Origin of the sequence: Eubacterium sp. An11 (assembly GCF_002161065.1) — a bacterium.
Taxonomy (GTDB): domain Bacteria; phylum Bacillota; class Clostridia; order Lachnospirales; family Lachnospiraceae; genus Anaerobutyricum; species Anaerobutyricum faecale.
The window spans coordinates 1-24,615 of sequence record NZ_NFLV01000001.1 but is presented as its reverse complement, the minus strand read 5'-3'; the positions used below and the strand labels follow the sequence as shown (position 1 = coordinate 24,615).

Here is a 24,615-nt window from a genome sequence, read left to right as displayed (position 1 = left end):
ATTGTTTCACAAAATCCCGAGGTGTTTTTTATGTGATATTGCGCTATCTTTTCTTATCGGTTTTGCTCCTGCAAAGCTACATTGATTAATCCAGCTCCAGCTTACCGGTATAGAGCTGATAATAAGTACCTTTCAGCTTCAACAGCTCTTCATGGGTACCCCGTTCAATGATCCGGCCGTGTTCCAGAACCATGATGGCGTCACTGTTGCGGATAGTGGACAGACGATGGGCGATAACAAATACGGTACGCCCTCTCATCAGGTTATCCATACCTTTCTGGACGATACTCTCAGTTCTCGTATCGATGGAAGAAGTAGCCTCGTCTAGAATCAGCACCGGCGGATCTGCGATAGCCGCTCTGGCGATGGCCAGAAGCTGACGCTGTCCCTGGGAAAGCTCTTCGCCGTCACCGCTTAAGTGAGTATTATAGCCATCCGGGAGCATCTGGATAAATCCATCCGCATGGGCCAGCTTGGCTGCGTTGTATACCTCTTCGTCGGTGGCGTCCAGTTTACCGTAACGGATATTCTCCATGATAGTTCCTGTAAACAGGTGAGTATCCTGCAATACAATGCCCAGAGAATGACGAAGGTCATCTTTTTTGATCTTATTGATATTAATTCCGTCATAGCGGATCTTACCATCCGCCACATCGTAGAAACGGTTAATCAGGTTTGTGATGGTGGTCTTTCCGGCTCCTGTGGAACCAACGAAAGCCAGCTTCTGTCCCGGTTTCGCATACAGAGTCAGGTTATGGAGCACCATATGATCCGGCACATAGCCAAAGGTCATATCATCAAACTGTACCTCGCCTCTCAGCTCAGTATAAGTAACAGTGCCGTCTGCCTGGTGCGGGTGTTTCCACGCCCACATACCGGTACGCTCTTTACATTCCACAATATTGCCGTCTGCATCTTTCTTTGCGTTCACCAGGGTAACATATCCCTCATCCACTTCCGGCTCGGTATCCATCATGTTGAAGATACGCTCGGCGCCGGCCAGAGCCATGATGATGGAGTTAAACTGCTGAGCGATCTGCATGAACGGCTGTGTGAAACTCTTGGTAAACTGCAGATAGGATGCCATGACACCCAGCGTGATATTGCCGATTCCCATAACGGAAAGGAAGCCGCCAAATACCGCTGTCAGCACGAACAGCAGGTTACCCATGTTACCGATGATCGGTCCCATGATACTTGCGAAGGTGTGCGCCTTGGAAGCGCTCTCAAACAGTTCCTCGTTGAATTTATCAAACTCTTCTTCGGACATTTTTTCATGGTTAAATACCTTTACCACACGCTGTCCGCTCATGCGTTCTTCCACAAAACCAGTGATATTGGCCAGATCCAGCTGCTGACGGATGAAGTAACGTCCGCTGTGGCCTGATACTGTCTTGGACACGAAAAACATCAGAAGGATCATCAGCACAGCCAGCACCGTGAGAATCGGGCTTAACACCAGCATGGAGATAAAGGTTACCACGATGGTGAAGGCTGACATCAGCACCTGCGGGATAGACTGGTTGATCATCTGACGCAGGGTATCCGTATCGTTGGTATACAAACTCATGATGGAACCGTTGGTATTCTGGTCAAAATACCGGATTGGCAGAGTCTGCATGTGGGCGAACATCTCATCACGGACACGTTTTAACACGCCCTGTCCGATGACAACCATCAGACGGCTGTACACAAAGGTAGCAATGACGCCGCACATAAAGATAGTTCCCAGTACAGTAAGGGCCATGTACAGTTCGGAATAGTTCGGATCCTTCTGTCCGATCAGCGGGATGATGTAATCATCCAGCAGGAAACGCAGAGAAAGCGAAACAGAGATGGATGCGATGGAACTGATAAGGATACAGAAAATAACAAGGATAAACTGTACCTTATATGTACCTGTCACATATTTCAGCAGACGCTTCGCTGTCTTGATGGTTCCGCCGGTCACGCGGGCTTTTTCCTGTGGTCTACTCATTATCAGCGCCTCCTTTCACCTGTGATTCATATACTTCTCTGTAAATTTCATTGGTTTTCAGGAGCTCTTCTGAAGTTCCAATACCGTTGATCTCACCGTTATCCATAACGATGATCATATCGGCGTCTTCCACAGAAGATACTCTCTGAGCGATAATAATCTTGGTGGTATCCGGAATCTCTTCCCGGAACGCCTGACGGATCAGAGCGTCGGTCTTGGTATCCACCGCGCTGGTGGAATCGTCCAGAATAAGGATCTTTGGTTTTTTGAGCAGCGCTCTCGCGATACAAAGTCTCTGCTTCTGTCCACCGGATACGTTGTTACCGCCTTCCACGATCATGGTGTCATATTTATTCGGGAACTCCTGAACAAAGCTGTCGGCCTGCGCCAGCTTACAGACTCTCTGGACTTCCTCGTCGCTGGCGTTCTCATCACCCCAGCGGATATTTTCATAGATACTTCCTGTAAACAGGACATTTTTCTGAAGCACCATGGACACCTGGTCACGCAGTGCTTTCAGGTTGTATTTTCTTACGTCGACACCGCCGACTTTCACACTTCCTCCGGTCACGTCATACAGACGCGGGATCAGCTGCACCAGTGTGGATTTGGCGCTTCCGGTACCGCCGATGATACCGATGATCTGACCGCTCTTAATATGCAGATTGACATCTTTTAAGGACAGGTTACCGCCCTCTCCGGAATAACTGAAATCCACATGTTCAAAGTCAATATCTCCGTTGGCTACTTCTGCCAGTGCGTTTTCATCATCGATCATCTCCGGCACTTCCTCCAGAACTTCCTGGATACGGTCTGTGGAAGCTTCCGCGATCATGATCATAACGAATACGAAGGTTACCATCATCAGAGACATGAGGATCTGCAGAGCATACACGATGATACTGGTAAGCTCACCGGTCAGCATGGTCCCATTGATGATACTCTTTCCGCCGACCAGCACCATGAACAGCACAACGCCGTAAATGGTAAACTGCATGATCGGGGAGTTCCATGCCACGATTTTCTCCGCTTTTGTGAACAGTTTAAATACGATAGTGGAAATCTTTCCAAACTTCTCGATCTCGTGATCGCCGCGGACATACGCCTTTACGACGCGGGCCGCGTTTACATTTTCCTGTACGGTATTATTGAGCACGTCGTACTCGTCAAACACCTGAATAAAATGCGGATGTGCTTTTTTTGCGATAAAAATAAGCACGCCGCCTAAAATCGGCACCATGGCCAGAAGCAAAAGCGCGATCGGTACATTGATGGTCAGCGTCATGATCCATGACAGAACGATCATGATCGGCGCTCTCGCCAGCAGACGGATGGTAAACATATACGCCATCTGCACGTTAGTGATATCTGTCGTCAGTCTGGTTACCAGACTTGGCGTGGAAAAATGGTCAATATTTCCAAAGGAAAAATCCTGGATCTTATAGAAGATATCATGCCGCAGATTCTTGGCATATCCGGCTGCGGCGATGGCTCCCAATTGTCCCGCCTTGGCACCGAAAAAAAGCGATACTATGGCAAGTACCACCAGAATGATTCCCATTTTGACGATATATCCAATATCGCCATCCATAATACCAACGTCGATAATCTTTGCCATCAGAAGCGGTATGAGTACCTCCATCAATACTTCCAGCGCCACAAAGACAGGCGTCAGTATCGTCTCCCGCTTGTACTCGCGGACAGAACGAAGCAGTTTCCTATTCATTTTGTTGTCTCCTTTCCTCTGTCATTCTCATTACCGGCTAAATTCGCAGACATCTGCTCCAGCACGCGCACACATACTTCCAGATCTTCTTCCGGTACTCCTTCCTGAAGAATTCTCTCCATATGGCGGATGTTGGAGATGATATGTCCATGCAGCTCCACCGTCTTCTCTGTAGGGACAATCTTTTTCAGTCGCGCATCCCTGTCCACAGACTCCCGGTAGATATATCCTTCTTTTTCAAGAAACTGAAGGATTCCTGTCGCCGTCGAGCGGCGAATCTGAAACGCCTTCTCCACATCCTTCTGGTAGAGATTCCTTTCCACGGTCTGAAATGCTATGTAATGCAGCACCAGACTCTGCATGTTGGTCAGTCCGCTCTCTTCCTCCAGAATGCACATCTGCCGTTTCAGCTGATGAGAAAGACTGTTGATCATCCTTCCCACCTCAAAGGTAGTATCATATTTCTTTCGAACATCCATCTGTATTCCCTCTTTGAAATAATTAGTTCGATAGCTAACAATATAATATATAGAATAAAAATTATTGTCAACCCGTTAAAATGCACAAGAAATAGTCAGAAAATCTTTTCTTTTTTGACAGGCCTCCTTCTTTTCTTTTGTCAAAATACCAACAATATTTATATTCTGAAGACAGAACAATATTCATAAAAAATGTGACGAAAACGGCTTCTCTTCTGTTATAAATAAAATTTAAACGTCTTTATCTCAAAGGGATGGAAGGTGAGGACCATTTCACTGCCGTTTACAGCACCATTTTCCACTCTGCCGGCGGCTCGGCCGTCTTCCCCATCGCCGCTGCTTTCCGCTCCGGCGCTGTTTTTGACGCTGCTTTTCTCCTGCGAAACAAGGCTGCGCTCCAGAAGATTACACGGCACGATTCTCTCCACCGGAAACTCCGAGGAAACCACAACCGTCGCCCGGCCTCCCCGGCATTCGTGCATACGGACAATCAGACAGTCCTCGTCCTCCGCCTTTTTCACCGCGTCAATCTGAACGCTGCGGACAGCAGAGGCTGCTCTTTCCGGATCTTTTTCCCGGTCTAATCCGGCATCCCGGTTTCCTGCTCCGCAGTCCGGCCTTTCATTTATACTACCTGTTACGCAGTCCGGCCCTGCAGCAAAATCCTGCCGCCCGGATATCTTCACCAGCCGGCGCAGATCCTTAAACCGGCCTGCCACAACCTGTGCCGGCAGATTCAGACGACAGGCCTCCTCAATGGTGCCGCCCTCCGTCACCACGCCCTCGTGAGGGAACAGAGCATAAGTAAAGGTATGCTCTCCCATGTCCGCCTCCGTGTCGGGATTCTTCGCGCTTTTTAAGAGACTCAGTTTCATGGCGTTATCCTTGATGCTATAACCATATTTGCAGTCATTTAAAAGACTGACGCCGTATCCCGTCTCCGACAGATCCGCCCACTTATGGCCGCAGACCTCAAACCGCGCCCAGTCCCAGCTGGTATTCCAGTGGGTCGGCCGCTCCACATGCCCAAACTGCGTGTCGTAAGTAGCCTTGGTGGCGCGGATATCCGTGTAAAAAGCTGTTTTCAACAGCCGATGGTCCTCATGCCAGTCCACCCGGGTCTTAAAATCAATCCTCTTAGAATCCCGGTACAAGATCATATCCTGCGCCAGACGGGACCGGCGATAACGGTATACAAAGCGCAGCACCACTTTAAACGCATTCTGCTCCACCAGCCGCACCGGCTCGCAGATACCCATGGTCTCCATCTTCTGGGTATAATAAATATCAATATCCCAGGCGTCAAAGTCCATGGGCTTATCCTCGTACACTTCCAGCACATTTCCTCTCTGGCCCTCTTTCAGCACCGGGCGGCCGGCTGACTTATCATAAAGCTGTGTCAGCTGGCCTTCCCCATTCCAGGACAGGAAATAAAACGGTGTCTCCAGGGTGTTGTCTTTATACAGAAATGTCTCCTGCGAGGCGGCGGCTTTTTTCGCATCGGTTTTCAGGGATGTGTTCCTCTGGTTCGCCGTATATATGGCATCTGGCATATTACCCATACCCGTCAAAAGCATATTGCCCGTACCCGCCAAAATTTTCTCTGTTGATGAAGAGCTCCCTTCCGGCACGAAGGTTCCTTCCGGCACAAAATCTTCTTCCGGCACGAAAGTCACATGCTTCACAGCAAATGGTTCCACATCCACCAGAAGTTCACAGCCTTCTGCCGTTCTGTCCGCTTCCAGTTCATTTCCTTCCGCATCGTAAAAATGTCCCGGCTCTGTCACAGGCACAGTCACCAACTCTCTGCCGCCGAAACTGCAGGCAGAGCAGACGGAGAAGTTCAGGCTCTGCCGGCCGTCCGTCAGCCGGACAGCCGGATTCCGGCTCTGCCCGGCCGGCACTGTGCCCGAACCCACACTTCGTTGCAACGGCTGTCTCACCTGATCTTCACTCTGCCCGGTTGGCAGCATATTTGAATTCTCATTCTGTTCTGTCAGCTGTTCCAACACATTTTCCAGCACGGCATCCACCCGGCGTTCCGCCTTCCCGTAATTAATCTTAGAGTCTTCATAGACCTCATGGATGGATGAGCCGGGGATAATATCGTGGAACTGATGAAGCAGCACGCACTCCCAGCTCTCGTGTAACGCTTCCTTCGGATAATCGCCGTTCAGGCACCAGGCCAGGGATGACAGCCATTCCGCCCGCAGCAGCTTATTTTCCATACGGCGGTTTGTCTTTTTATTATACGCCTGGGAAGTGTATGTTCCCCGGTGATACTCCAGATAGAGCTCCCCGTCCCAGGTATGCACATACCGGTCAGTATTCTCCACATTTTCGTGCATTTTCCGGAAAAACGCTCCGGCTGTACCGGATTTCACATTCGGCAGTCCCGGCACCACATCCATGGCCCGGCGCATGGCAAGCATCTCCCGGTTGACACCGCCGCCTCCGTCGCCATAGCCGTAAGAAATCAGCGTGTCCCGGCTGATATCTTTATTGCGGAACTTCTTCCAGCTGCCAAGGACAGACCGGGGATTCATATACCCGTTGTACGTGGAAAACCGGTCCGTCATCTCCCGGCCTTCGTCCGGCGTATTGACAAAATAGGTGAGTATCTCTGTGCCGTCAATGCCCCGCCACCAGAACAGATCATTGGGAATCGAATTGAACTGGTTCCAGCTGATTTTGGTCGTCATAAATGTATCAATCTCGCAGAGTTTCAGAATCTGCGGCAGCGCCCAGCTGTAGCCAAACACATCCGGCAGCCAGAGATACTCGCATTTCTTCCCGAACTCCCGCTCAAAAAAACGGGTACCGTGGAGGAACTGTCGCACCAGCGATTCCCCCGACGGGATATTACAGTCGGCCTCCACCCACATGCCGCCGTCCGGCTCCCATTTTCCTTCTTTCACCTTCTGCCGGATTCTCTCATAGAGCTCCGGGCAGTCCTCTTTGACATACTGATACAACTGTGGCTGGGTCTGCAGGAAAATGTAATCCTCGTCTTCCTCCATGAGACGCAGAACCGTAGCAAACGACCGCTGCGCCTTCTCCCTCGTATGTTTCAGTCTCCATAGCCACGCCACATCGATGTGAGTGTGCCCTACTGCATGGACGGTGACATTCGTATGTTTCTCCATGCAGGATAATCCGTCCATCAGCACCTGATACGCTCGGTCAACAGAAGTGTAAAATGAAGAGGCTTGTTCCATATTTCTTCGGTCAGCCATCGCTTCATTCCCGGCGATATCCTCCCTTGGGATTATACCGTTTTCCGATACGGTCTTCTGCCTCCAGGCAACATTCCCACTCCCGGCCGCTTCCTCGTCCCAGTCAATACACAAAAGAGCCCGGTCCAAAGCCGCTGTAAGCCCTGCGTAATTCACATCATCTTCCGGCAGAATCCGCAGCGTCTCCGTCACCGCCTTTGCCAGATGGTACATTTCATCGGTATTATTATGCAGATATCCCACATCCGCCTGCCGGCACTGGTGATAAAAGGTGCGGTGCGGACCGCCGCCCTCCAATCCGGTCCAGAGCAGAAAGGTGATCTTAGTTTTCTCTCCCTCTTTTCCTGTAAAAAGAACTTCTTTATGATTGGTGTCCACGCCCTGATAGGGATGCCCGTCCAGATACAACAGTGACTCAAATCCGCTGTTGTTGCCGTCTCCGGTCTCTCCAAAATCAAACAGTCCCACTACCCGGCAGCCTTCTTTCACCGGAGGAAGAACCAGCTCCTTTTCCATCCAGAGATACCGGTCCCGCCCCACGAAGAAGTCATGGAGTCCAAACTCCGTGACCGGCGGCTCCTGAATAGCTGAGATGATCTCCGGCGGCGCTCCGTGATAATGCTCGTCCTCTCCCAGCGTTCCCGGAACGGCCGCAAAGGGAGCGACGCACCGCATCCCGAAATACCGCCTTCTGCCCAGTTCCTCCACTCTTCTCTGAAACTTTTCCACTGTAAAAAACATTTGATATACTCCTCCTGATCTGTAAGTTCCGGCTCATGGCACATTTCTGCCTGCGCGAGCGTGTATCATGTCCGGAAAGCTTTGATTACAGGAGTTCCAGGGGAACATCCCATAATACATAAAAATCTCCAGATTGCGTAATTGTATCTTACAACAACCTGAAGAGCTGCACAATTTTCTTTTTTGTTTCTGAGGGAAAAAAGGCACTATATTTTCTGCCGCTGAAGGCGGATTCTACGTTTTTTCCGCACCTGGCGAAGCACATTCTATATATCTGCCAGCCTCTTTCATAACTCCGGCTCATTTCCCCTCATCCTGCCCAATGGCATTGACAGCCTCCTGAAGCTTCTCAAAGAAAAGACCGGAATGATATCCGTCGCACACCGCATGAGCGATAGTCAGGTTCACAGGCGCCGTTGTCTTTCCCTCGTGGGTCTCATACTTTCCGATGGTGATAATCGGAAAATACGACGGTTCCCCGTTTGGCACTCTGCTGGTGTAGCTGGTAAAGGCCGTCCACGGCGCGCAGGATATACAGTAGAAATTCGCCGGCTGATTCTTTCTGGCCTTGATTCCCTTTACATTTTTATACTTCTCCATATCCTTCGTGATGGTCCGGTAAAATGTATCAAAATCCCCGGAATATTCCGACCAGCAGTCAGAAAACGTCTTGTCATCCTCATGGAAAATGGTGTAGCTGGGAATCACCCGGTCCCACACGCAGAGGCTGCCCTCCCCGTCCAGAAACATCCGGAAATTCTCAATCTCATTGACCACCTTCGTCACCAGATAAATCATCGTCGGATAAAATCTGTACCCGCCTGCGTGGCAGAATTCCAGCAGCTTCGTGATATCCACAGAAGCTGTGATGCTGTACTCCACCTTTAATCTCTCGGTATAATATTTGTAATGTTCCCGGCGCGGCCAGGATGCCATGTCTATTTTTCTGTAAGTGTTCATAACCATTCCCCCTGCGTTTCTGATATATAACCATTTCTATACCATTTTTCACAGTCTTCAAATACTTTTTTCAGATTCCGGCAAAATCAATTTCTAAATCAGCATAAATACAGGACCTCACTTTATCATCGAAATCATAATCTGCTCCGTCTTCCTCTTCAAAGTTGTAGACCGTAATACGTTCTTTCTCCGGATCCACAATCCAGTATTCTCTCACACCTGCCGTTCTGTATTTGAATAATTTTATAAAATAGTCTATTCTTCTGCTGCCGGGAGACACCACCTCAATAACCCAGTCCGGCGCGCCGTTACACCCCTTCTCATCAATCTTATCTTTATCACAGATGACGCTGATGTCAGGTTCCACATAATTTTTGTTATCCGCATTTAAAAATACAGCGAACGGCGCAGGAAAAACTTCACAGCTCCCTCCGTGAGATTTTATATAATTATATATCGCTGCATGTAACATGCTGACTATTCTCTGATGCCTTGTACCTGGCGGAGCCATCATATACATCTGCCCGTCAATCAATTCCGCTCTCTGGCCTTCCGGCAGATCGTAAATCGCATCCACAGTGTAACTATTTGCTTTTGCCAACATTACCATCACCTCCTGATTGATTGTATTAAGTATAGCAAAAATCAATTTGCTGTGCAATTTACAAAATGTAATGATTTTCTTTTTACAAAATGCAATGACCATCTTTTTTCAGCCCGGCAGAATCTGTCACCCATCGACAAAGAAAATTTAAAATCAGAAAGTAAAAAAAGATTGATTTTAGACATCAGATATCCTATTATTATCTGGTTTGCTGCGAAACCGCCTGTATTTTTCATTTCAAAAAAAATGTATGATTTTTACGGGCAAGGCGTTTCGCAGATAACTGCTATAAAATACTATAACAGGAGGTGTCCTATGCTTGAATGTCTGATCGTGGGAGCCGGAGGTGCGCTGGGAGCAATCCTCAGACATCTGGTGGGAATGGTTCCGCTGACTCCGGAAAATGGTTTCCCTGTGAAAACATTTTTAATCAATGTGATTGGTTCTTTTATCATCGGTCTCGTGGCAGCACTCGCCGCCAAATATACACTGAATCCGAGACTTGTACTGTTTTTGAAAGTGGGAATCTGCGGAGGATTTACGACGTTTTCTTCTTTTGCTCTGGAAACGGACCAACTGCTGGCCAAAGGAGCAGCCGCAACCGCCGCCCCATACGTTTTGCTGAGCATTATCTGTGGAATTCTGGCAGTGTTCGCAGCGCAGAAACTCATCGCATGATGATATTTTCTTGCACTTCATCAGCAAAAATTCCATCATCTAAATCAGAAATCTTCTTTTCACAGCGATTCAAAATTTCCTGTAAGATGGACCATCTTTATAAACTTCCCTGATAAATATCGTACAATTCGATAAAAGAAAACAGCGCCCTGCTCCGAAGAGCAGGACGCTGCCAATATCATACTCTATGCACTTATAATCCGCAAACTGCTGGAATTATTTACCAGCGATAGCTGCCTGTGCTGCTGCCAGACGAGCGATCGGTACACGGAATGGTGAGCAGGATACATAGTCAAGACCAATCTTGTAGCAGAATTCTACGGAAGATGGGTCTCCGCCGTGCTCGCCACAGATACCGCAGTGGAGGTCAGCTCTCTGGCCTTTACCTAATTTCACTGCCATATCCATTAACTTACCAACGCCATCCTGGTCGAGTTTTGCGAATGGATCGTTCTCGAAGATCTTAGCGTCGTAGTAAGCATCCAGGAACTTGCCGGCATCGTCACGGGAGAAGCCGAATGTCATCTGTGTTAAGTCGTTTGTACCGAAGCAGAAGAACTCAGCTTCTTTTGCGATCTGGTCTGCCAGTAATGCGGCACGAGGAATCTCGATCATGGTACCAACTTCGTATTTGAGGTCAACACCTTTTGCTGCGATCTCAGCGTCAGCTGTCTTAACAACGATGTTCTTCACATATTTCAGCTCTTTTAATTCGCCTACTAATGGGATCATGATTTCAGGAACAATGTTCCAATCCGGATGTTTCTCTTTTACATTCATTGCTGCACGGATAACAGCTTTTGTCTGCATAACAGCGATTTCCGGATAAGTTACTGTCAGACGGCATCCACGATGTCCCATCATTGGGTTGAACTCTTTGAGTCCTTCGATGATCGCTTTGATGTCTTCTACAGTCTTGCCCTGAGCGTCAGCCAGTTTCTTGATATCTTCTTCTGTCTGAGGAACGAACTCATGCAGAGGCGGATCCAGGAAACGGATCGTTACAGGGTTGCCTTCCATTGCTTCGAATAACTGTTCGAAGTCTCCCTGCTGGTATGGAAGGATCTTCTCAAGAGCAGCTTCTCTTTCTTCTACAGTGTCAGCGCAGATCATCTCACGGAATGCGTCGATTCTCTCGCCACCGAAGAACATATGCTCTGTACGGCAAAGACCGATACCTTCAGCGCCCAGCTCACGAGCTCTCTTAGCGTCTGCAGGTGTATCAGCGTTAGTACGAACACCCATGGTTCTGTACTTGTCAGCCCATGCCATGATACGTCCGAACTCACCGGCGATAGTAGCGTCTACAGTAGGGATGATGCCATCGTAGATGTTACCTGTGGAACCATCCAGAGAAATGTAATCTCCTTCGTGGAACTCTTTACCGTTCAGAGTGAACTTCTTGTTCTCTTCGTCCATGATGATGTCGCCACATCCGGATACACAGCACTCACCCATACCACGGGCAACAACGGCTGCGTGAGATGTCATACCACCACGAACTGTCAGGATACCTTCGGCACTCTTCATACCTTCGATATCTTCCGGAGATGTCTCCAGACGAACAAGGATAACTTTTTCTCCTCTTTCTGCCCATTCTTTTGCATCTTCTGCTGTGAAAACGATCTTACCGCAGGCAGCTCCTGGTGATGCACCAAGGGCTTTTGCCATCGGAACAGCTTTCTTTAATGCTTCTGCATCAAACTGAGGATGTAATAATGTGTCAAGGTTACGAGGGTCGATCATTGCAACAGCTTCTTCTTCTGTTCTCATTCCCTCATCTACTAAATCGCAGGCAATCTTTAAAGCTGCCTGTGCAGTTCTCTTACCATTACGTGTCTGTAACATGTACAGCTTCTTGTTCTCAACAGTGAACTCCATGTCCTGCATATCTCTGTAGTGATCTTCCAGAGTCTTGCAAACCTGTTTGAACTGTGCGAATGCTTCCGGGAACTTCTCTTCCATCTGAGCGATCGGCATTGGTGTACGAACACCGGCAACTACGTCTTCGCCCTGTGCGTTTGTTAAGAACTCACCCATCAGCTTCTTCTCGCCTGTAGCAGGATCACGGGTAAATGCAACACCAGTACCACAGTCATCACCCATGTTACCAAATGCCATGCTCTGTACGTTAACAGCAGTACCCCAGCTGTATGGGATATCGTTGTCACGACGGTATACGTTAGCACGTGGGTTATCCCAGGAACGGAATACGGCTTTGATCGCGCCCATTAACTGTTCCTTCGGATCTGTAGGGAAATCTTCCCCGATCTTCTCTTTATATTCAGCTTTGAACTGGGAAGCCAGCTCTTTTAAGTCATCAGCAGTAAGGTCAACGTCCTGTGTTACGCCTTTTTCTGCTTTCATTTTGTCGATTAATTCTTCGAAGTATTTTTTACCTACTTCCATAACTACGTCAGAATACATCTGGATGAATCTTCTGTAGCAGTCCCAAGCCCAGCGAGGATTGCCGGATTTTGCAGCCAATACTTCTACAACGTCTTCATTTAAACCAAGGTTCAGGATGGTGTCCATCATACCTGGCATGGAAGCACGAGCACCGGAACGAACGGAAACCAGAAGAGGGTTCTCTTTATCACCGAATTTCTTTCCGGTGATCTCTTCCATCTTTGTGATGTACTCCATGATCTGTGCCTGGATCTCATCGTTAATCTGTCTTCCGTCTTCATAGTACTGTGTACACGCCTCAGTTGTGATGGTGAAACCCTGAGGTACAGGCAGACCAATGTTTGTCATCTCAGCAAGGTTAGCGCCTTTGCCGCCGAGAAGATTTCTCATTGAGGCATCGCCTTCGGTAAACAGGTATACCCATTTTTTTGCCATTGTTGTTCCTCCTTAAAAAATTATCTATATTCTGCACACGTAACGCACATGATTCCTCACATGCGCAACTATTATAGCACAAAAAAAATTAGAGCGCCATATTTTTCACGAAATATTGTTAAAAATCTTATATCTGAATCGCCTTTTTTTCTCATTCCTCATAATCTTTCCCGTCAAAGCTTTCATCACCTGACAATCGATTGATATATTTCGGGTGATATTTGGAATAAACGATGATCTGTTCCCGGTAAAGTCCCCGGTATCCGGAGAACAGATAGCTGACAGAAATCACCAGAAGAATGAACACTGCCCCCTCAAATCCGAACAGCTCAAAGCCGATGAGCATGGAGGTAATCGGACAGTTGGTAACGCCGCAGAACACCGCCGTCATGCCCAGGGCCGCGCACAGGGAAGGAGAGATTCCCATGAGGTTGCCGTACAGACAGCCGAAAGCAGCTCCGGTACAGAAAGACGGCACGATCTCACCGCCCTTAAAACCTGCCGCCAGTGTCAGGGAAGTAAACAGCATTTTCAGAAGAAAGGCGTATGCCGGCGTCTCGCCGTGTTCGATGGCACGCTCGATGAGCTCCGTTCCAGCCCCATTATAATCAAAATTCCCCACCAGCATCGTTAAAACAATAACCAGCACACCTCCGACGATGACCCTTATGTATGGATTTTTAAAATATTTCCCATAAAAATAATTGGCTCCCCGGAGGAAATTGCAGAAAAGAACGCTGACCACCGCGCAGAGGATGCCCAGCAGCACCAGCTTTCCAAAACTTTCAAAGGTGACCGCCGGAATTCCTGTCACATGATACGCTTCCGGATAAATCCCCAGGTTAAGGGCAAACTGACTGGCCACCAGCGACGCAAATACGCAGGGCAGCAAGGCCGAATACTGCATGATTCCCACGCTGATCATTTCCATGGGAAAGATGGCTGCCGCCATGGGCGTTCCAAACACCGCGGAAAAAGCTGCACTCATGCCGCTCATCATCAGGATCTTCCGGTCTCCCTCGTGGAGATGGAGCAGCCTGCCCAGAGTATTGCCCAGGCTTCCGCCCATCTGCAGAGCCGCCCCTTCCCGGCCGGCGGAACCGCCGAACAGATGGGTGATCAGCGTAGCTCCAAAAATGAGAGGCGCCAGATAAACGGGCACGTTCTGCTGGCTGTTGTGTACCGCCGTGATCAGCAGATTAGTACCAGTATCTTTTTTCATGCCGCAAAGCCGGTACAGCCACACGATCAGCAGACCGCCGGCCGGCAGTAAGAAAAGTAAGAAAGGATATTCCTTCCTCACTTCGGTGACCCACCCCAGTCCCAGGGTAAACACGCTGCTGAAACCACCCACCACCAGGCCCACGATGAAGGCCCGGATCATCCAGAGCAGACCGGTCTTCAAATTAAATCCCATTAATTTCAGATAATGAATCTCCACATCTTTGATCTGATGCTGTATCTGTTTGATTTTTTCTTTGATCTTCTCTTCCATTGTCTTATTCCCACCATAACATAAAATATTTTTCTTCACAGTTTCCGTTTCGCACATCCTGCATCATAACAAAATAGTACCATACATTTTCTAAAAAATCACCTCTACCCCCCCCCTTGAGAAATCGCCCCTGAGCCGTTATAATAAATGCAGTTTGCACAGAAAGAGAGGACATAAGGGAGTGCTTCACATTGCCATCTGCGACGACGAAAAAACTTTTGTACATCATCTGGAAGAACTGCTTTCGCAGTACATTCTGGAAACCGGTGAGGAGATCAAAACTTCCATTTTCTATGACGGGCTTGATCTCATTGAAAAATACGACCCGTCTTTCGATTTGATTTTTCTGGACATACAGATGAAAATGGTAGACGGACTGCGGGCCGCCCGGCGCATCCGCGAAAAGGACGAGAGCGTCGGCATCATTTTTCTGACTACCCTGGCTCAATACGGACTGGAAGGCTATAAGTACCAGGCCGCCAACTATATCATCAAACCGCTGCAGTACGGTCGGCTCAAGGCGGAGCTTGATAAGTTTATCCGAAGGCGCCATCAGGAAACAGAGCCGGCTCTGATCATTTCCAACGACACAGGCAAATATAAGGTGATCCTCAAAAATCTCCGCTACGTGGAAACTTATAACCGAAATCTTCTGTTCCATACAGAACAAGAAAGTATCCTCTGCTACCGCAGCATGAAGGAAATGGAAAAACGACTTCAGGGCAGCAGTTTTGCCCGCTGCCACACCAGCTACCTCATCAATCTGGCCTATGTAAAAGGCGTCAAAAAGCTGGAGATCACTCTGATCACCGGAGAAAAAATACCCATCAGCCAGCCGCGCCGGAAGGCATTTATGGAACAGCTGACGGATTACTGGGGAGATATGCTATGACACATTTTCTGAATATTCTTTGTTTTGTCCTGGAATGGGCTTATGTTTTTATTTTTTTCTGGATTCTGCACACATTTCTTCCAGTACACCGGAATTGGTTTTTGCGGATCCTGGCGTTTTTTGCCTGCAGTTTTTTTGCTGTGGTGATCATTTATTCCAATGACCTGCCAAACCTTCTGGGCTCTCTCATTGGATTCAGCATTTACATAATCCTTTTCCACCAGGGCCGCTGGGTGGAAAAATTCACCGCTGTACTGATTTTTTATCCGGCAGTCATCGCCATCAACTACATTATGCAGGATACCGGCGCTCTCCTTTTCTTCGGCATCACCGGCGCGCCCAATGATGATACCCTCTGGTCGCCGGCAGTCATGGAGGTAAGCAGTGCCATCCGCGCCGCCACCCTGCTGGCAAGACTGCTTTTCTGGACCGGCGCCTGGCTGTTTCTGCGGAAATATCTGCAGGACACCACTTATACTCTCACCAACCGCATGTGGCTTATCGTGGATACCCTGATGCTGGCCTCCGTGGTCTCCATCTTTACTATTATATATTTCATGCCGGAGAAGATCATCATCGTATATCCCATCTGTGCCGCCTCGATTTTTTCAAGTTTTGGCTGTATTTACCTGGCCTCCTACATGTGCAGCGCCATGCAGACCGCATGGCACGCCCAGGAGCTTGAAATGCGGCAATCCTATTATGAGGAAAAAATGTCGGACGAAACCCGCATCCGGCAGATCTATCATGACATGAAAAATCATCTGCTGGTGCTGGAAAATGCGGTGCCGGACACTGGCGCCGCTATGTCCGCTGCTGAAAATGCATCAAAAAGCGGCAGTCCCGGCGGCAGAAGCAATGCCTCAACAGAGGGCAGCCAGTCCGGCCCGGGCGGCATCCGTTCCTCTATCAAGCGCCTGCAGCAGCAGATCTCATCCTACGAGAACTATTACCGCACCGGCAACGCCTATCTGGACGTCATCATCCGGGACAAGACGAAAACCGCCAGAGAAAAACAGATTGACTTCACTGCGGTCATCCATTTCGCCGACGGTGCCTTCCTGGACCCGCTGGATATCAGCACTATTTTCGGCAACGCTCTGGACAACGCCATCGAGGCCAGTGAAAAACTGGCGGTTCCCCGCCGGGTCATCACCATCAGAGCCCGGCGCATCCGCGACATGCTGGTCATTCTGGTGGAAAACAACGCGCTTCCGGACACAGACACCTCCGGAAAAACCACCAAGGATGACGCCTTTCTCCACGGTTTCGGACTGTCCAACATCAGAAATACGCTGGAAAAATACGACGGCCAGTGCACGGTAAAATGTGCGGACGGCGCCTTTGTGCTAAAAATCATGATACCGGTGCCGTAGAAGTGATTTATTTATCTTATGACAGTAATTCATCCCCCGCAATCATAGTTTTTTCCTCCTGCGTATTAGTTTACGCATCCTTTATTGTCTCTTTTTTGTATAGCGATATAATGGAAACATCACAAACAGGCAAAGGAGAGACAATATGAGTATTCTAAGCACATCCCATTTAGTGAAACAATATGGAGAGAAAGAAAATCTTGTAAAAGCGCTCAACGATGTGAGCATCTCCATTGAGGAAGGCGAGTTTGTCGCCATCATTGGAACTTCCGGCAGCGGCAAATCCACCCTCTTAAATATGCTGGGCGGTCTGGATCGTCCCACTTCCGGCAGCGTCCAGGTGGATTCTGTCACCCTGGACTCCATGAGCGACGATGAACTGACCGTGTTCCGCCGCCAGAAAATCGGCTTTATCTTCCAGAATTATAATCTGGTACCCATTCTCAACGTCTATGAAAATATCGTGATGCCCATTCAGCTGGATGGAAAGCAGCCGGACGATGCTTTCGTGGATGAGATCGTCTCCCTGCTGGGCTTGAATCAGAAACTTTACAATATGCCTAACAACCTTTCCGGCGGCCAGCAGCAGCGGGTAGCTATCGCCAGAGCTCTGGCCAGCAAACCGGCCATCATTCTCGCCGACGAGCCGACCGGTAATCTGGACAGCCGGACCAGCGATGAGGTGATCGAACTTTTAAGGCTCACCAGTGAGAAGTTTCATCAGACCATCGTCATGATCACCCACAACCCGGAAATCGCCGCCCAGGCAGACCGCACCATCCGCATCGAAGATGGACGGATTCATGAGTAAAGGCGGTGACTCACATGGAAAAGCAAAGACAAGATCATAACGATATCATCCGCAAACGCACCGATTCTGAACAGACAGCTTCCCGCGGCAGGGGCGGTCAGCAAAATATCATCATAAAAACTCTGTCCAGACGCAGTTTTAAGAATAACCGGCGGCGGAACCTGGTGGCTATCCTTGCCATCGTTCTGACCACCATGATGTTTACCACCTTGTTTACACTGGCCCAGAGTCTGGGACGGAATATGACAGAAATGTATCTGCGCCAGTCGGGCACCACCGCCCGCACCTCCACAAAGAGCATCACCGACGAAGAAATCGAGAAAATCGCCGCCCATCCTCTGGTGGTACATTCCGGTTATTCCATTGTCCTGGGCAATGCCCGGAACACTTCCCTGGCCGGCCGGCAGGTGGAGATCCGCTACGGAAGCGACCAGTACGCCAGAGATGATTTTGCCTGGCCGGAAACCGGCCGGATGCCGGAATCCGAAGACGAGATCGCGCTCGATACCTTGACCTTAAAGCGTCTCGGCATCACTCCGGAGCTTGGCGCCACCGTCACCCTGGAATGGCAGAAAGACGTCACCTCCCCGGAAATCACGTCCAGTACATTTACTTTGTGCGGTTTCTGGGAAGGAAATGAATCTTCCTACGCCAGCATGGCATGGGTCAGCAAAGAGTTTGCCCTGAACGCCTGCGATTATGCCGCCGGCCCGTCGGAAGGCCAGGTTCTCGGTACCCGCATGATGGGCGTTACCTTCGCGGACGCCAATGACATTGAAGGCCGGATTGCCAGGGTGCTCTCCGACACCGACATCACCGACGTGGAATTTTCCACCAACCTGGCCTATGATCCGGGCGTACAGCAGAGCATTTTCATGGAAAATCTCTCCACCTACGCCGGTATGCTCCTGGTCTTCGTTGCAGGCTACCTGATTATCTATAACGTGTTCCAGATTTCCGTGGCCTCGGACATCCAGTTCTACGGCCGTCTGAAAACGCTGGGAACCACCAAAAAACAGATCAAAAAAATCATCCGGGGACAGGCCGGACGCCTGTCGCTGATCGGTATCCCTGTCGGTCTCATCATCGGTTACATTCTCGGCATCGTACTGGTGCCAGTGATGATCGGCGGCGATAATCCGGACACTGTGGTATCCACCAACCCGATTATCTTCATCGGCTCCGCCGTGTTCGCCTATGTGACCGTGCTGTGCTCCTCCCTGCTTCCGGCCCGCGGGGCAGGCAAAGTTTCCCCGATGGAAGCACTGCGTTACACCGACGCCGATACTTCTATAAAAAAGAAACAGAAAAAATCCAAAAAAGGTGCCTCCATCGCCGCCATGGCATGGTCCAACCTGTGGCGCAATAAGAAACGTACCGTCATGGTCATCTGTTCCCTCACTCTGGGACTGGTGCTGATGAGTTATTTCTACGCCAGCAACGCCAGCTTTGACATGGACAAATACCTGATGGACCTGACCGTCGCCGACTTCCAGATTGACGACGCCACCAACAGCGCCGTCGACGGCTACGACCCGGCCAGCCAGACCATCAGCAAAGATCTGCTCTCCGACATCAGAAACCTTGACACACTGGAGGCAGAAGGCCGCCTGTATTCCCAGGAAATTTCCATGCCGCTGAGTGAAGAAGCCCGGAACAATTTCTCCGGTTATTACACCAAAGAAATCCTGGACGATTACGCTTCCTTTGACCCGAGCTTTCCAATGTGGAAAGAGGTCTTTGATTCCGCTCTGCAGGGAAATGCGGTGCCGCATACCATTTACGGCGCCGACGGACTGATCCTGGACGCCGCCGCCAGCGAAAACTATATTCTGGACGGCAGCTTTGACGCAGAAAAATTCGCCACCGGCGATTATGTTCTTGCCATCGGCCCGTCCACCGAACCCCAGACCGGACTGCCGACCTACTCCGTGGGAGAAGAAGTCAACATCGACGGACGAACCTTCACCGTCATGGCCGTCCTCTCTCCACTGCAGCCGATGGTCTCCGGCACCACACCGGTCTTCGATGTACAGCTTGTCATACCGGCAGACGTCTTCACTCAGATGTGGCCGGATAACAACCTGCGTAAATATTACTTCAACGTGGAGGATTCCGGCATCGACGAGGCCTCCGACTTGCTGACCGACTACCAGCAGACCTACGCCTCCGGCATGTCCATCACCTCCCGTCAGACCATGGCAAAGCAGTATGAAGACGAGCGCCGCTCCTCTTCCGTCATTGGCTACTCCATCAGCATCGTCATCGCTCTGGTGGGTGTACTGAACTTTATCAACAGCATGGTGACGGCCATCATCTCCCGCCGCCGGGAATTTGCCATGATCCAGAGCATCGGCATGACCAAAGGACAGCTCCGGAAAATGCTCACCTTTGAAGGTCTGTACTACGCCGGCATCACTCTGGTCATCTCCTACATCTTAAGTACCTTCACCGTGGGAGTCATCGTCCGGGCCTTAACCGCCGGCGGCTTCACCACCTTCCAGTTCACGCTGCTGCCGCTGATCATCTGCACGCCCGTGCTGCTGATCTTCGCCGTCCTTCTTCCATATCTCTGCTTCAGAAACCTGGAAAAAGACAGCATTGTGGAACGGCTTCGGGCTGTGGATTAATGGAATTTTGGTGTTGACACCCTTTTCATTTCGTGCTAAAGTAAAACAGTCAAATGCGAAGACGAGGAATAGTAGAATCCCGAATGTATGCAGAGAGCCGCTGGCTGGTGTGAAGCGGCTGCAGGACAGATTTGAACTCGCCTCTGAGCAGCGTGCTGAACCGCATTCGTTCAGGAAGCTCTTCTGTAATTGCATGTATATATCATAACTGCAGTGAATACAGATAAGGAAAGAGCGCAGAATGCAGTAGGCATAGCCGGAGCCTGACCGTTACAGCAGGAGGATATAAGACTTTTTAAGTCCGTATCTGTGATGAGCGCATACATTTTGTATGAATAAGAGTGGTACCGCGTGAGTTTTCTCCGTCTCTTTCTTTTCAGAAAGAGGCGGTTTTTTTTCATAAAAATCCCAGTGGAATTTTTATGAAAAAAGCCTTCCAGGCAGGATTGCACTGCGGCGGAATAGAAATACGACGCTTATGCGTCCCGCCGCAGGCGAAGAATCCTGCGCAGCAGGATTCTATGCTATATGGTAATCCGGACAGCGGCTGTGCACCCCATAAAGCCATCTCACGCCGGTCCTTATCACGGATAAATTGCAAAACATTTTTATCATCGCGCCTGGCGCACATTTTATGAAGGAGGATCATGAATTATGCAGCATGCAGATAAGTACAAACCAATGTATTTCCCGTCACCGACACATACACACAAATGGGTAGAAAAAGATCATATCGAGAAACCGCCGATCTGGTGTTCCGTCGATCTTCGTGACGGCAACCAGGCATTGATCATTCCGATGAGCCTGGAAGAAAAGATTGAGTTCTTCAAATTACTGGTAAAAATCGGATTCAAAGAAATCGAAGTAGGCTTCCCTGCCGCTTCCGAGACCGAATACGAATTCTGCCGTACCCTGATCGAGCAGAATCTGATCCCGGATGACGTGACCATCCAGGTGCTGACCCAGGCCAGAGAGCACATCATCAAAAAGACTTTTGAGGCTATCAAAGGCGCAAAACAGGCTGTTGTCCATCTGTACAACTCCACTTCCGTGGCACAGAGAGAACAGGTCTTCAAGAAATCCAAAGAAGATATCATCAAGATCGCTGTGGACGGCGCAGAATTATTAAAACGTCTCACTGAAGAAGATGGTGGAAACTACCGCTTTGAATATTCTCCGGAAAGCTTTACCGGAACAGAGATGGACTTTGCTCTTGATATCTGCAACGCCGTACTGGATGTGTGGAAACCAACCAAAGACTGGCCGACCATCATCAACCTGCCTGTTACTGTCTCCCACTCCATGCCGCATGTGTACGCCAGCCAGATCGAGTTCATGAGCGACAACTTAAAATACAGAGACAGCGTCGTATTATCCGTCCATCCGCACAACGACCGCGGTACCGGCGTCGCTGACGCAGAGCTGGCTGTCCTTGCTGGCGCAGACCGTGTGGAAGGTACCTTATTCGGCAACGGCGAGCGTACCGGAAATGTGGATATCGTCACTCTGGCATTAAACATGTTCTCCCACGGCGTTGATCCGAAACTGGACTTCAGCAATCTGCCGGCCATCGTGGAAGAATACGAAAAAGTAACCCGCATGCACGTTTACGAGAGACAGCCATACGCCGGCAAACTGGTCTTCGCTGCCTTCTCCGGCTCCCATCAGGATGCTATCGCCAAGGGCATGACCTGGAGAGAGACTCACAACTGCGACAAGTGGACGGTTCCTTATCTTGCCATCGATCCGAAGGATCTGGGCCGCGAATACGAAGCCGACGTTATCCGTATCAACAGCCAGTCCGGCAAGGGCGGCATCGGATTCTTATTAAATAAAACCTACGGTCTCCGTATTCCAACACAGATGCGGGAAGAAGTGGGCTACACAGTCAAAGACGTCTCCGATCACGCTCACAAAGAATTGCAGCCGGAAGAAGTGCTTAAAGTATTTAAAGAGAAATACGTCAACATCACAAGCCCGATCGAGTTCAAGGAAGTACATTTCGAGCAGAAAGACGGCGGCATTCAGACCGAGCTGACCATCGACAAATACGACGTTCACAAAGTATATCACGGCAAAGGAAACGGCCGTCTGGACGCTGTCAGCAACGCCTTAAAACGTCACTCCGAGATTGACTACATTATCTCCACTTACGAAGAGCACGCTCTGGAGACCGGTTCCAGTTCCAAAGCCTGCGCTTACGTTGCCATCGACGCCACCAACGACAAGACTTACTGGGGCGTAGGCATCGATAACGATATCATCAATGCTTCCGTTATCGCATTGATCAGTGCAGTGAACAGATATATGAAAGATATTGATGCAAAGAAATGATTAAAAAATAATCAGATAAAATAGTTGGCAATTTGAAAGGAGCTTATCCATGTGTCGTTTGGACACAGGATAGGCTCCTTTTTTGGTAGTTTCCTTTCCATGAGGATATTTTCCAAATGGGGATTTGTAAATCTCTTTACAGCCCACAGAAGGCTGCTTTACCGAAGACAAGGCAGTCTGTGTGCATAGAGATTTACAAGAATCCTGGCTACCCTGGCGAAACAACAGGTTGTGGCAGTCGTTGACCGTTAAACGGTTCCATCGATGATAACAAAAATACCTGATTCAAACCGACAGGAAAGCTACCTGTGCGGCCTGCTCTGCTGGTTCATGCCAGACAGACACGATCATAAATTTTGGTATGCGCTATTCGTCTGTAGCCATAGCCTGCTGTTTTGTCAGCGTAGCACAGGATTTTTGTAAAGGTGGAACAAAGGCTTTTCAACAGGCAGATGACGTTTTGGACACATACGGCTTTCGACCGCGAGCTGTGAGGGAGGACTGGGAAAGATATCTCACAAGGATACCCCTGGTCAGTCCGACTGAGGGCCGAGACGGGCGAATCCGTATGTGCCCTTACGTCATTGTCTGTCTGAACAGATAGCTGTTACCATCTTTACAAATCCCAATTACCACTCCTCTCCCGGATATTTCATGCCCCACTCTTTCCGAAGTCCGGTCATCATATCCATCACGTCGCAGGAATCGGACAGACGCATCGCGTCGGTTTTTCCTTCCAGGATGGCGGCCTCCATATCCATCATCTCATACTGGAGTGCATTTGCTGTGCTGCCTTCCACAATCTCCTCCCGCTCGCCGGTCTCCGCATCCACGATGACCGCACGATCGGCGCGGGGATATTCCATGATCTCGATATAGGCTTTCTCGCAGCTGATTATGGCGCGTTTTGGCTGTTTGGAATGCATGGACAGCGCCACCGTCGCCATCTGGCCTTCTTTGTTCATGAGCAGCATGGTTGCCTGTTCATCGGAGCCCGTCGGAGACGGCTTCATCTGGCTGAGGATTCTGTCCGGACAGCTGTCCATGAAACTGCGGACAATGCTCAAGGCGTAGACGCCGATATCCAGCAGCGCTCCACCCGCCAGATTCATATTGAAGAAACGGTTATTCATATCGTATTCTTTGAAACTGCCGAAGTTCATGGTGATCATCTGTACCTTGCCAAGACGTCCGCTGTCCACAATCTGCCACAGCTTCTTATATAACGGCATATGCCAGATGGTCATGGCCTCCGCCAGCACCAGGCCGTTTTTCTCCGCCAGCTCCCGCATTTCTGATAATTCTCTGCTGTTTAAAGTGATGGATTTCTCCACAAAGAGATGCTTTCCATGCTCCAGCGCCGCCTTCATATATGGATAATGGGTGTTATGGGGCGTTGTGATGTAAACCACATCCACTTCCGGGTCATCAAAAACGGATTCATAGGTCGGAAACACTTTTTTTACTCCATATTTTTCTGCAAATGTAACGGCTTTCTCATAGGTGCGGTTAGCCACGCCGTAAAGCTGCCGGTCCATGTCATGGAGCGCGGAAGCCATCTGATTGGCAATGACGCCGGTTCCCAGAACCGCCCAGTTTAATTCTTTCTTATCGGATGCAATATTTATCATATTGTTGTCCTGCCTTTCCTCAAAAATACAATGTGTGTTTCATTATATCTATTCAACCCGAAGAGCGCAATCCATTCCTACTGAATATTACGGTGCGGCGGAGCCGCCAGTCCGGTGTGGCGAGAGCCACCTGTCCGGACTAACGGAGCCACCTATTGATAGTTACTCAGCCTGAGCAGGATCCAGACCATATACCTCTC

Annotated in this window: 15 protein-coding genes and 1 other annotated feature; of the genes, 6 read left to right on the top strand and 9 right to left on the bottom strand. The window is 49.5% G+C overall.

Annotated elements, in window-relative coordinates:
* Window positions 1-85: 85 nt before the first annotated feature.
* The 6 genes from B5E53_RS00080 to B5E53_RS00055 all read right to left on the bottom strand — a co-directional run bounded on the left by B5E53_RS00080 (window position 86) and on the right by B5E53_RS00055 (window position 9,730).
* Window positions 86-1,978, bottom strand: coding sequence for an ABC transporter ATP-binding protein (locus B5E53_RS00080; protein ID WP_087311560.1), 1,893 nt, complete (start codon window positions 1,976-1,978; stop codon window positions 86-88).
* A complete protein-coding gene (locus tag B5E53_RS00075; RefSeq protein ID WP_087311558.1) occupies window positions 1,971-3,704 on the bottom strand; it encodes an ABC transporter ATP-binding protein in 1,734 nt (577 codons plus the stop codon). The genes B5E53_RS00080 and B5E53_RS00075 overlap by 8 nt, the downstream gene beginning before the upstream one ends.
* Window positions 3,701-4,183 (bottom strand): MarR family transcriptional regulator, encoded by a 483-nt coding sequence (locus B5E53_RS00070; RefSeq protein ID WP_087311556.1) that lies wholly within the window; start codon window positions 4,181-4,183, stop codon window positions 3,701-3,703. Before B5E53_RS00070 ends, B5E53_RS00075 begins: the two co-directional genes overlap by 4 nt.
* A 218-nt stretch (window positions 4,184-4,401) precedes the next feature.
* Window positions 4,402-8,160 carry an alpha-mannosidase gene (locus tag B5E53_RS19000; RefSeq protein WP_087311554.1) on the bottom strand — a complete coding sequence of 1,253 codons (3,759 nt, stop codon included), beginning with the start codon at window positions 8,158-8,160 and terminating at the stop codon, window positions 4,402-4,404.
* Window positions 8,161-8,460: 300 nt separating this feature from the next.
* A complete protein-coding gene (locus B5E53_RS00060) occupies window positions 8,461-9,120 on the bottom strand; it encodes a chloramphenicol acetyltransferase (protein ID WP_087311552.1) in 660 nt (219 codons plus the stop codon).
* A 70-nt stretch (window positions 9,121-9,190) separates the two neighbouring features.
* Window positions 9,191-9,730 (bottom strand): Uma2 family endonuclease, encoded by a 540-nt coding sequence (locus B5E53_RS00055; protein WP_204245475.1) that lies wholly within the window; start codon window positions 9,728-9,730, stop codon window positions 9,191-9,193.
* 309 nt (window positions 9,731-10,039) lie between these two features.
* Between B5E53_RS00055 and crcB the strand changes: the two genes are divergently transcribed.
* On the top strand, window positions 10,040-10,402 hold the full coding sequence (gene crcB / locus B5E53_RS00050; protein ID WP_087311548.1) for a fluoride efflux transporter CrcB: 363 nt from the start codon (window positions 10,040-10,042) through the stop codon (window positions 10,400-10,402).
* 216 nt (window positions 10,403-10,618) lie between these two features.
* Here the strand turns inward: crcB and ppdK are convergent, their stop codons facing one another.
* Together ppdK and B5E53_RS00040 are read right to left on the bottom strand one after the other, a co-directional pair.
* A complete protein-coding gene (gene ppdK / locus B5E53_RS00045; protein ID WP_087311546.1) occupies window positions 10,619-13,246 on the bottom strand; it encodes a pyruvate, phosphate dikinase in 2,628 nt (875 codons plus the stop codon).
* Window positions 13,247-13,397: 151 nt separating this feature from the next.
* Window positions 13,398-14,741 carry a chloride channel protein gene (locus tag B5E53_RS00040; RefSeq protein ID WP_087312173.1) on the bottom strand — a complete coding sequence of 448 codons (1,344 nt, stop codon included), beginning with the start codon at window positions 14,739-14,741 and terminating at the stop codon, window positions 13,398-13,400.
* A 154-nt stretch (window positions 14,742-14,895) separates the two neighbouring features.
* Here B5E53_RS00040 and B5E53_RS00035 point away from each other — a divergent pair, with 154 nt between their 5' ends.
* The 5 genes from B5E53_RS00035 to B5E53_RS00010 all read left to right on the top strand — a co-directional run bounded on the left by B5E53_RS00035 (window position 14,896) and on the right by B5E53_RS00010 (window position 22,784).
* Window positions 14,896-15,633: a LytTR family DNA-binding domain-containing protein gene (locus B5E53_RS00035; protein WP_343215563.1), complete on the top strand. Its 738-nt coding sequence runs from the start codon at window positions 14,896-14,898 to the stop codon at window positions 15,631-15,633.
* Window positions 15,630-17,009 carry a sensor histidine kinase gene (locus B5E53_RS00030; protein ID WP_087311542.1) on the top strand — a complete coding sequence of 460 codons (1,380 nt, stop codon included), beginning with the start codon at window positions 15,630-15,632 and terminating at the stop codon, window positions 17,007-17,009. The genes B5E53_RS00035 and B5E53_RS00030 overlap by 4 nt, the downstream gene beginning before the upstream one ends.
* A gap of 145 nt (window positions 17,010-17,154) precedes the next feature.
* Window positions 17,155-17,820, top strand: coding sequence for an ABC transporter ATP-binding protein (locus B5E53_RS00025; RefSeq protein ID WP_087311540.1), 666 nt, complete (start codon window positions 17,155-17,157; stop codon window positions 17,818-17,820).
* Window positions 17,821-17,834: 14 nt separating this feature from the next.
* On the top strand, window positions 17,835-20,450 hold the full coding sequence (locus tag B5E53_RS00020) for an FtsX-like permease family protein (RefSeq protein WP_087311538.1): 2,616 nt from the start codon (window positions 17,835-17,837) through the stop codon (window positions 20,448-20,450).
* Window positions 20,451-20,499: 49 nt separating this feature from the next.
* Window positions 20,500-20,823, top strand: a binding site (T-box leader).
* A gap of 281 nt (window positions 20,824-21,104) precedes the next feature.
* The gene (locus B5E53_RS00010) at window positions 21,105-22,784 is read left to right on the top strand and encodes a 2-isopropylmalate synthase (RefSeq protein WP_087311534.1); all 1,680 of its coding nucleotides are present in this window, start codon (window positions 21,105-21,107) and stop codon (window positions 22,782-22,784) included.
* Window positions 22,785-23,413: 629 nt separating this feature from the next.
* On the opposite strand, the gene B5E53_RS00005 is transcribed toward B5E53_RS00010, so the two are convergent.
* Window positions 23,414-24,415 carry a Gfo/Idh/MocA family oxidoreductase gene (locus B5E53_RS00005; RefSeq protein ID WP_087311532.1) on the bottom strand — a complete coding sequence of 334 codons (1,002 nt, stop codon included), beginning with the start codon at window positions 24,413-24,415 and terminating at the stop codon, window positions 23,414-23,416.
* Window positions 24,416-24,615: the final 200 nt, after the last annotated feature.

What these genes read in the sequence shown, in the direction of transcription:
- B5E53_RS00080 (WP_087311560.1), bottom strand. Translation starts at nt 1,978, where the DNA reads ATGAGTAGACCACAGGAAAAAGCCCGCGTGACCGGCGGAACCATCAAG.
- B5E53_RS00075 (WP_087311558.1), bottom strand. Translation starts at nt 3,704, where the DNA reads ATGAATAGGAAACTGCTTCGTTCTGTCCGCGAGTACAAGCGGGAGACG.
- B5E53_RS00070 (WP_087311556.1), bottom strand. Translation starts at nt 4,183, where the DNA reads ATGGATGTTCGAAAGAAATATGATACTACCTTTGAGGTGGGAAGGATG.
- B5E53_RS19000 (WP_087311554.1), bottom strand. Translation starts at nt 8,160, where the DNA reads ATGTTTTTTACAGTGGAAAAGTTTCAGAGAAGAGTGGAGGAACTGGGC.
- B5E53_RS00060 (WP_087311552.1), bottom strand. Translation starts at nt 9,120, where the DNA reads ATGAACACTTACAGAAAAATAGACATGGCATCCTGGCCGCGCCGGGAA.
- B5E53_RS00055 (WP_204245475.1), bottom strand. Translation starts at nt 9,730, where the DNA reads ATGGTAATGTTGGCAAAAGCAAATAGTTACACTGTGGATGCGATTTAC.
- crcB (WP_087311548.1), top strand. Translation starts at nt 10,040, where the DNA reads ATGCTTGAATGTCTGATCGTGGGAGCCGGAGGTGCGCTGGGAGCAATC.
- ppdK (WP_087311546.1), bottom strand. Translation starts at nt 13,246, where the DNA reads ATGGCAAAAAAATGGGTATACCTGTTTACCGAAGGCGATGCCTCAATG.
- B5E53_RS00040 (WP_087312173.1), bottom strand. Translation starts at nt 14,741, where the DNA reads ATGGAAGAGAAGATCAAAGAAAAAATCAAACAGATACAGCATCAGATC.
- B5E53_RS00030 (WP_087311542.1), top strand. Translation starts at nt 15,630, where the DNA reads ATGACACATTTTCTGAATATTCTTTGTTTTGTCCTGGAATGGGCTTAT.
- B5E53_RS00025 (WP_087311540.1), top strand. Translation starts at nt 17,155, where the DNA reads ATGAGTATTCTAAGCACATCCCATTTAGTGAAACAATATGGAGAGAAA.
- B5E53_RS00020 (WP_087311538.1), top strand. Translation starts at nt 17,835, where the DNA reads ATGGAAAAGCAAAGACAAGATCATAACGATATCATCCGCAAACGCACC.
- B5E53_RS00010 (WP_087311534.1), top strand. Translation starts at nt 21,105, where the DNA reads ATGCAGCATGCAGATAAGTACAAACCAATGTATTTCCCGTCACCGACA.
- B5E53_RS00005 (WP_087311532.1), bottom strand. Translation starts at nt 24,415, where the DNA reads ATGATAAATATTGCATCCGATAAGAAAGAATTAAACTGGGCGGTTCTG.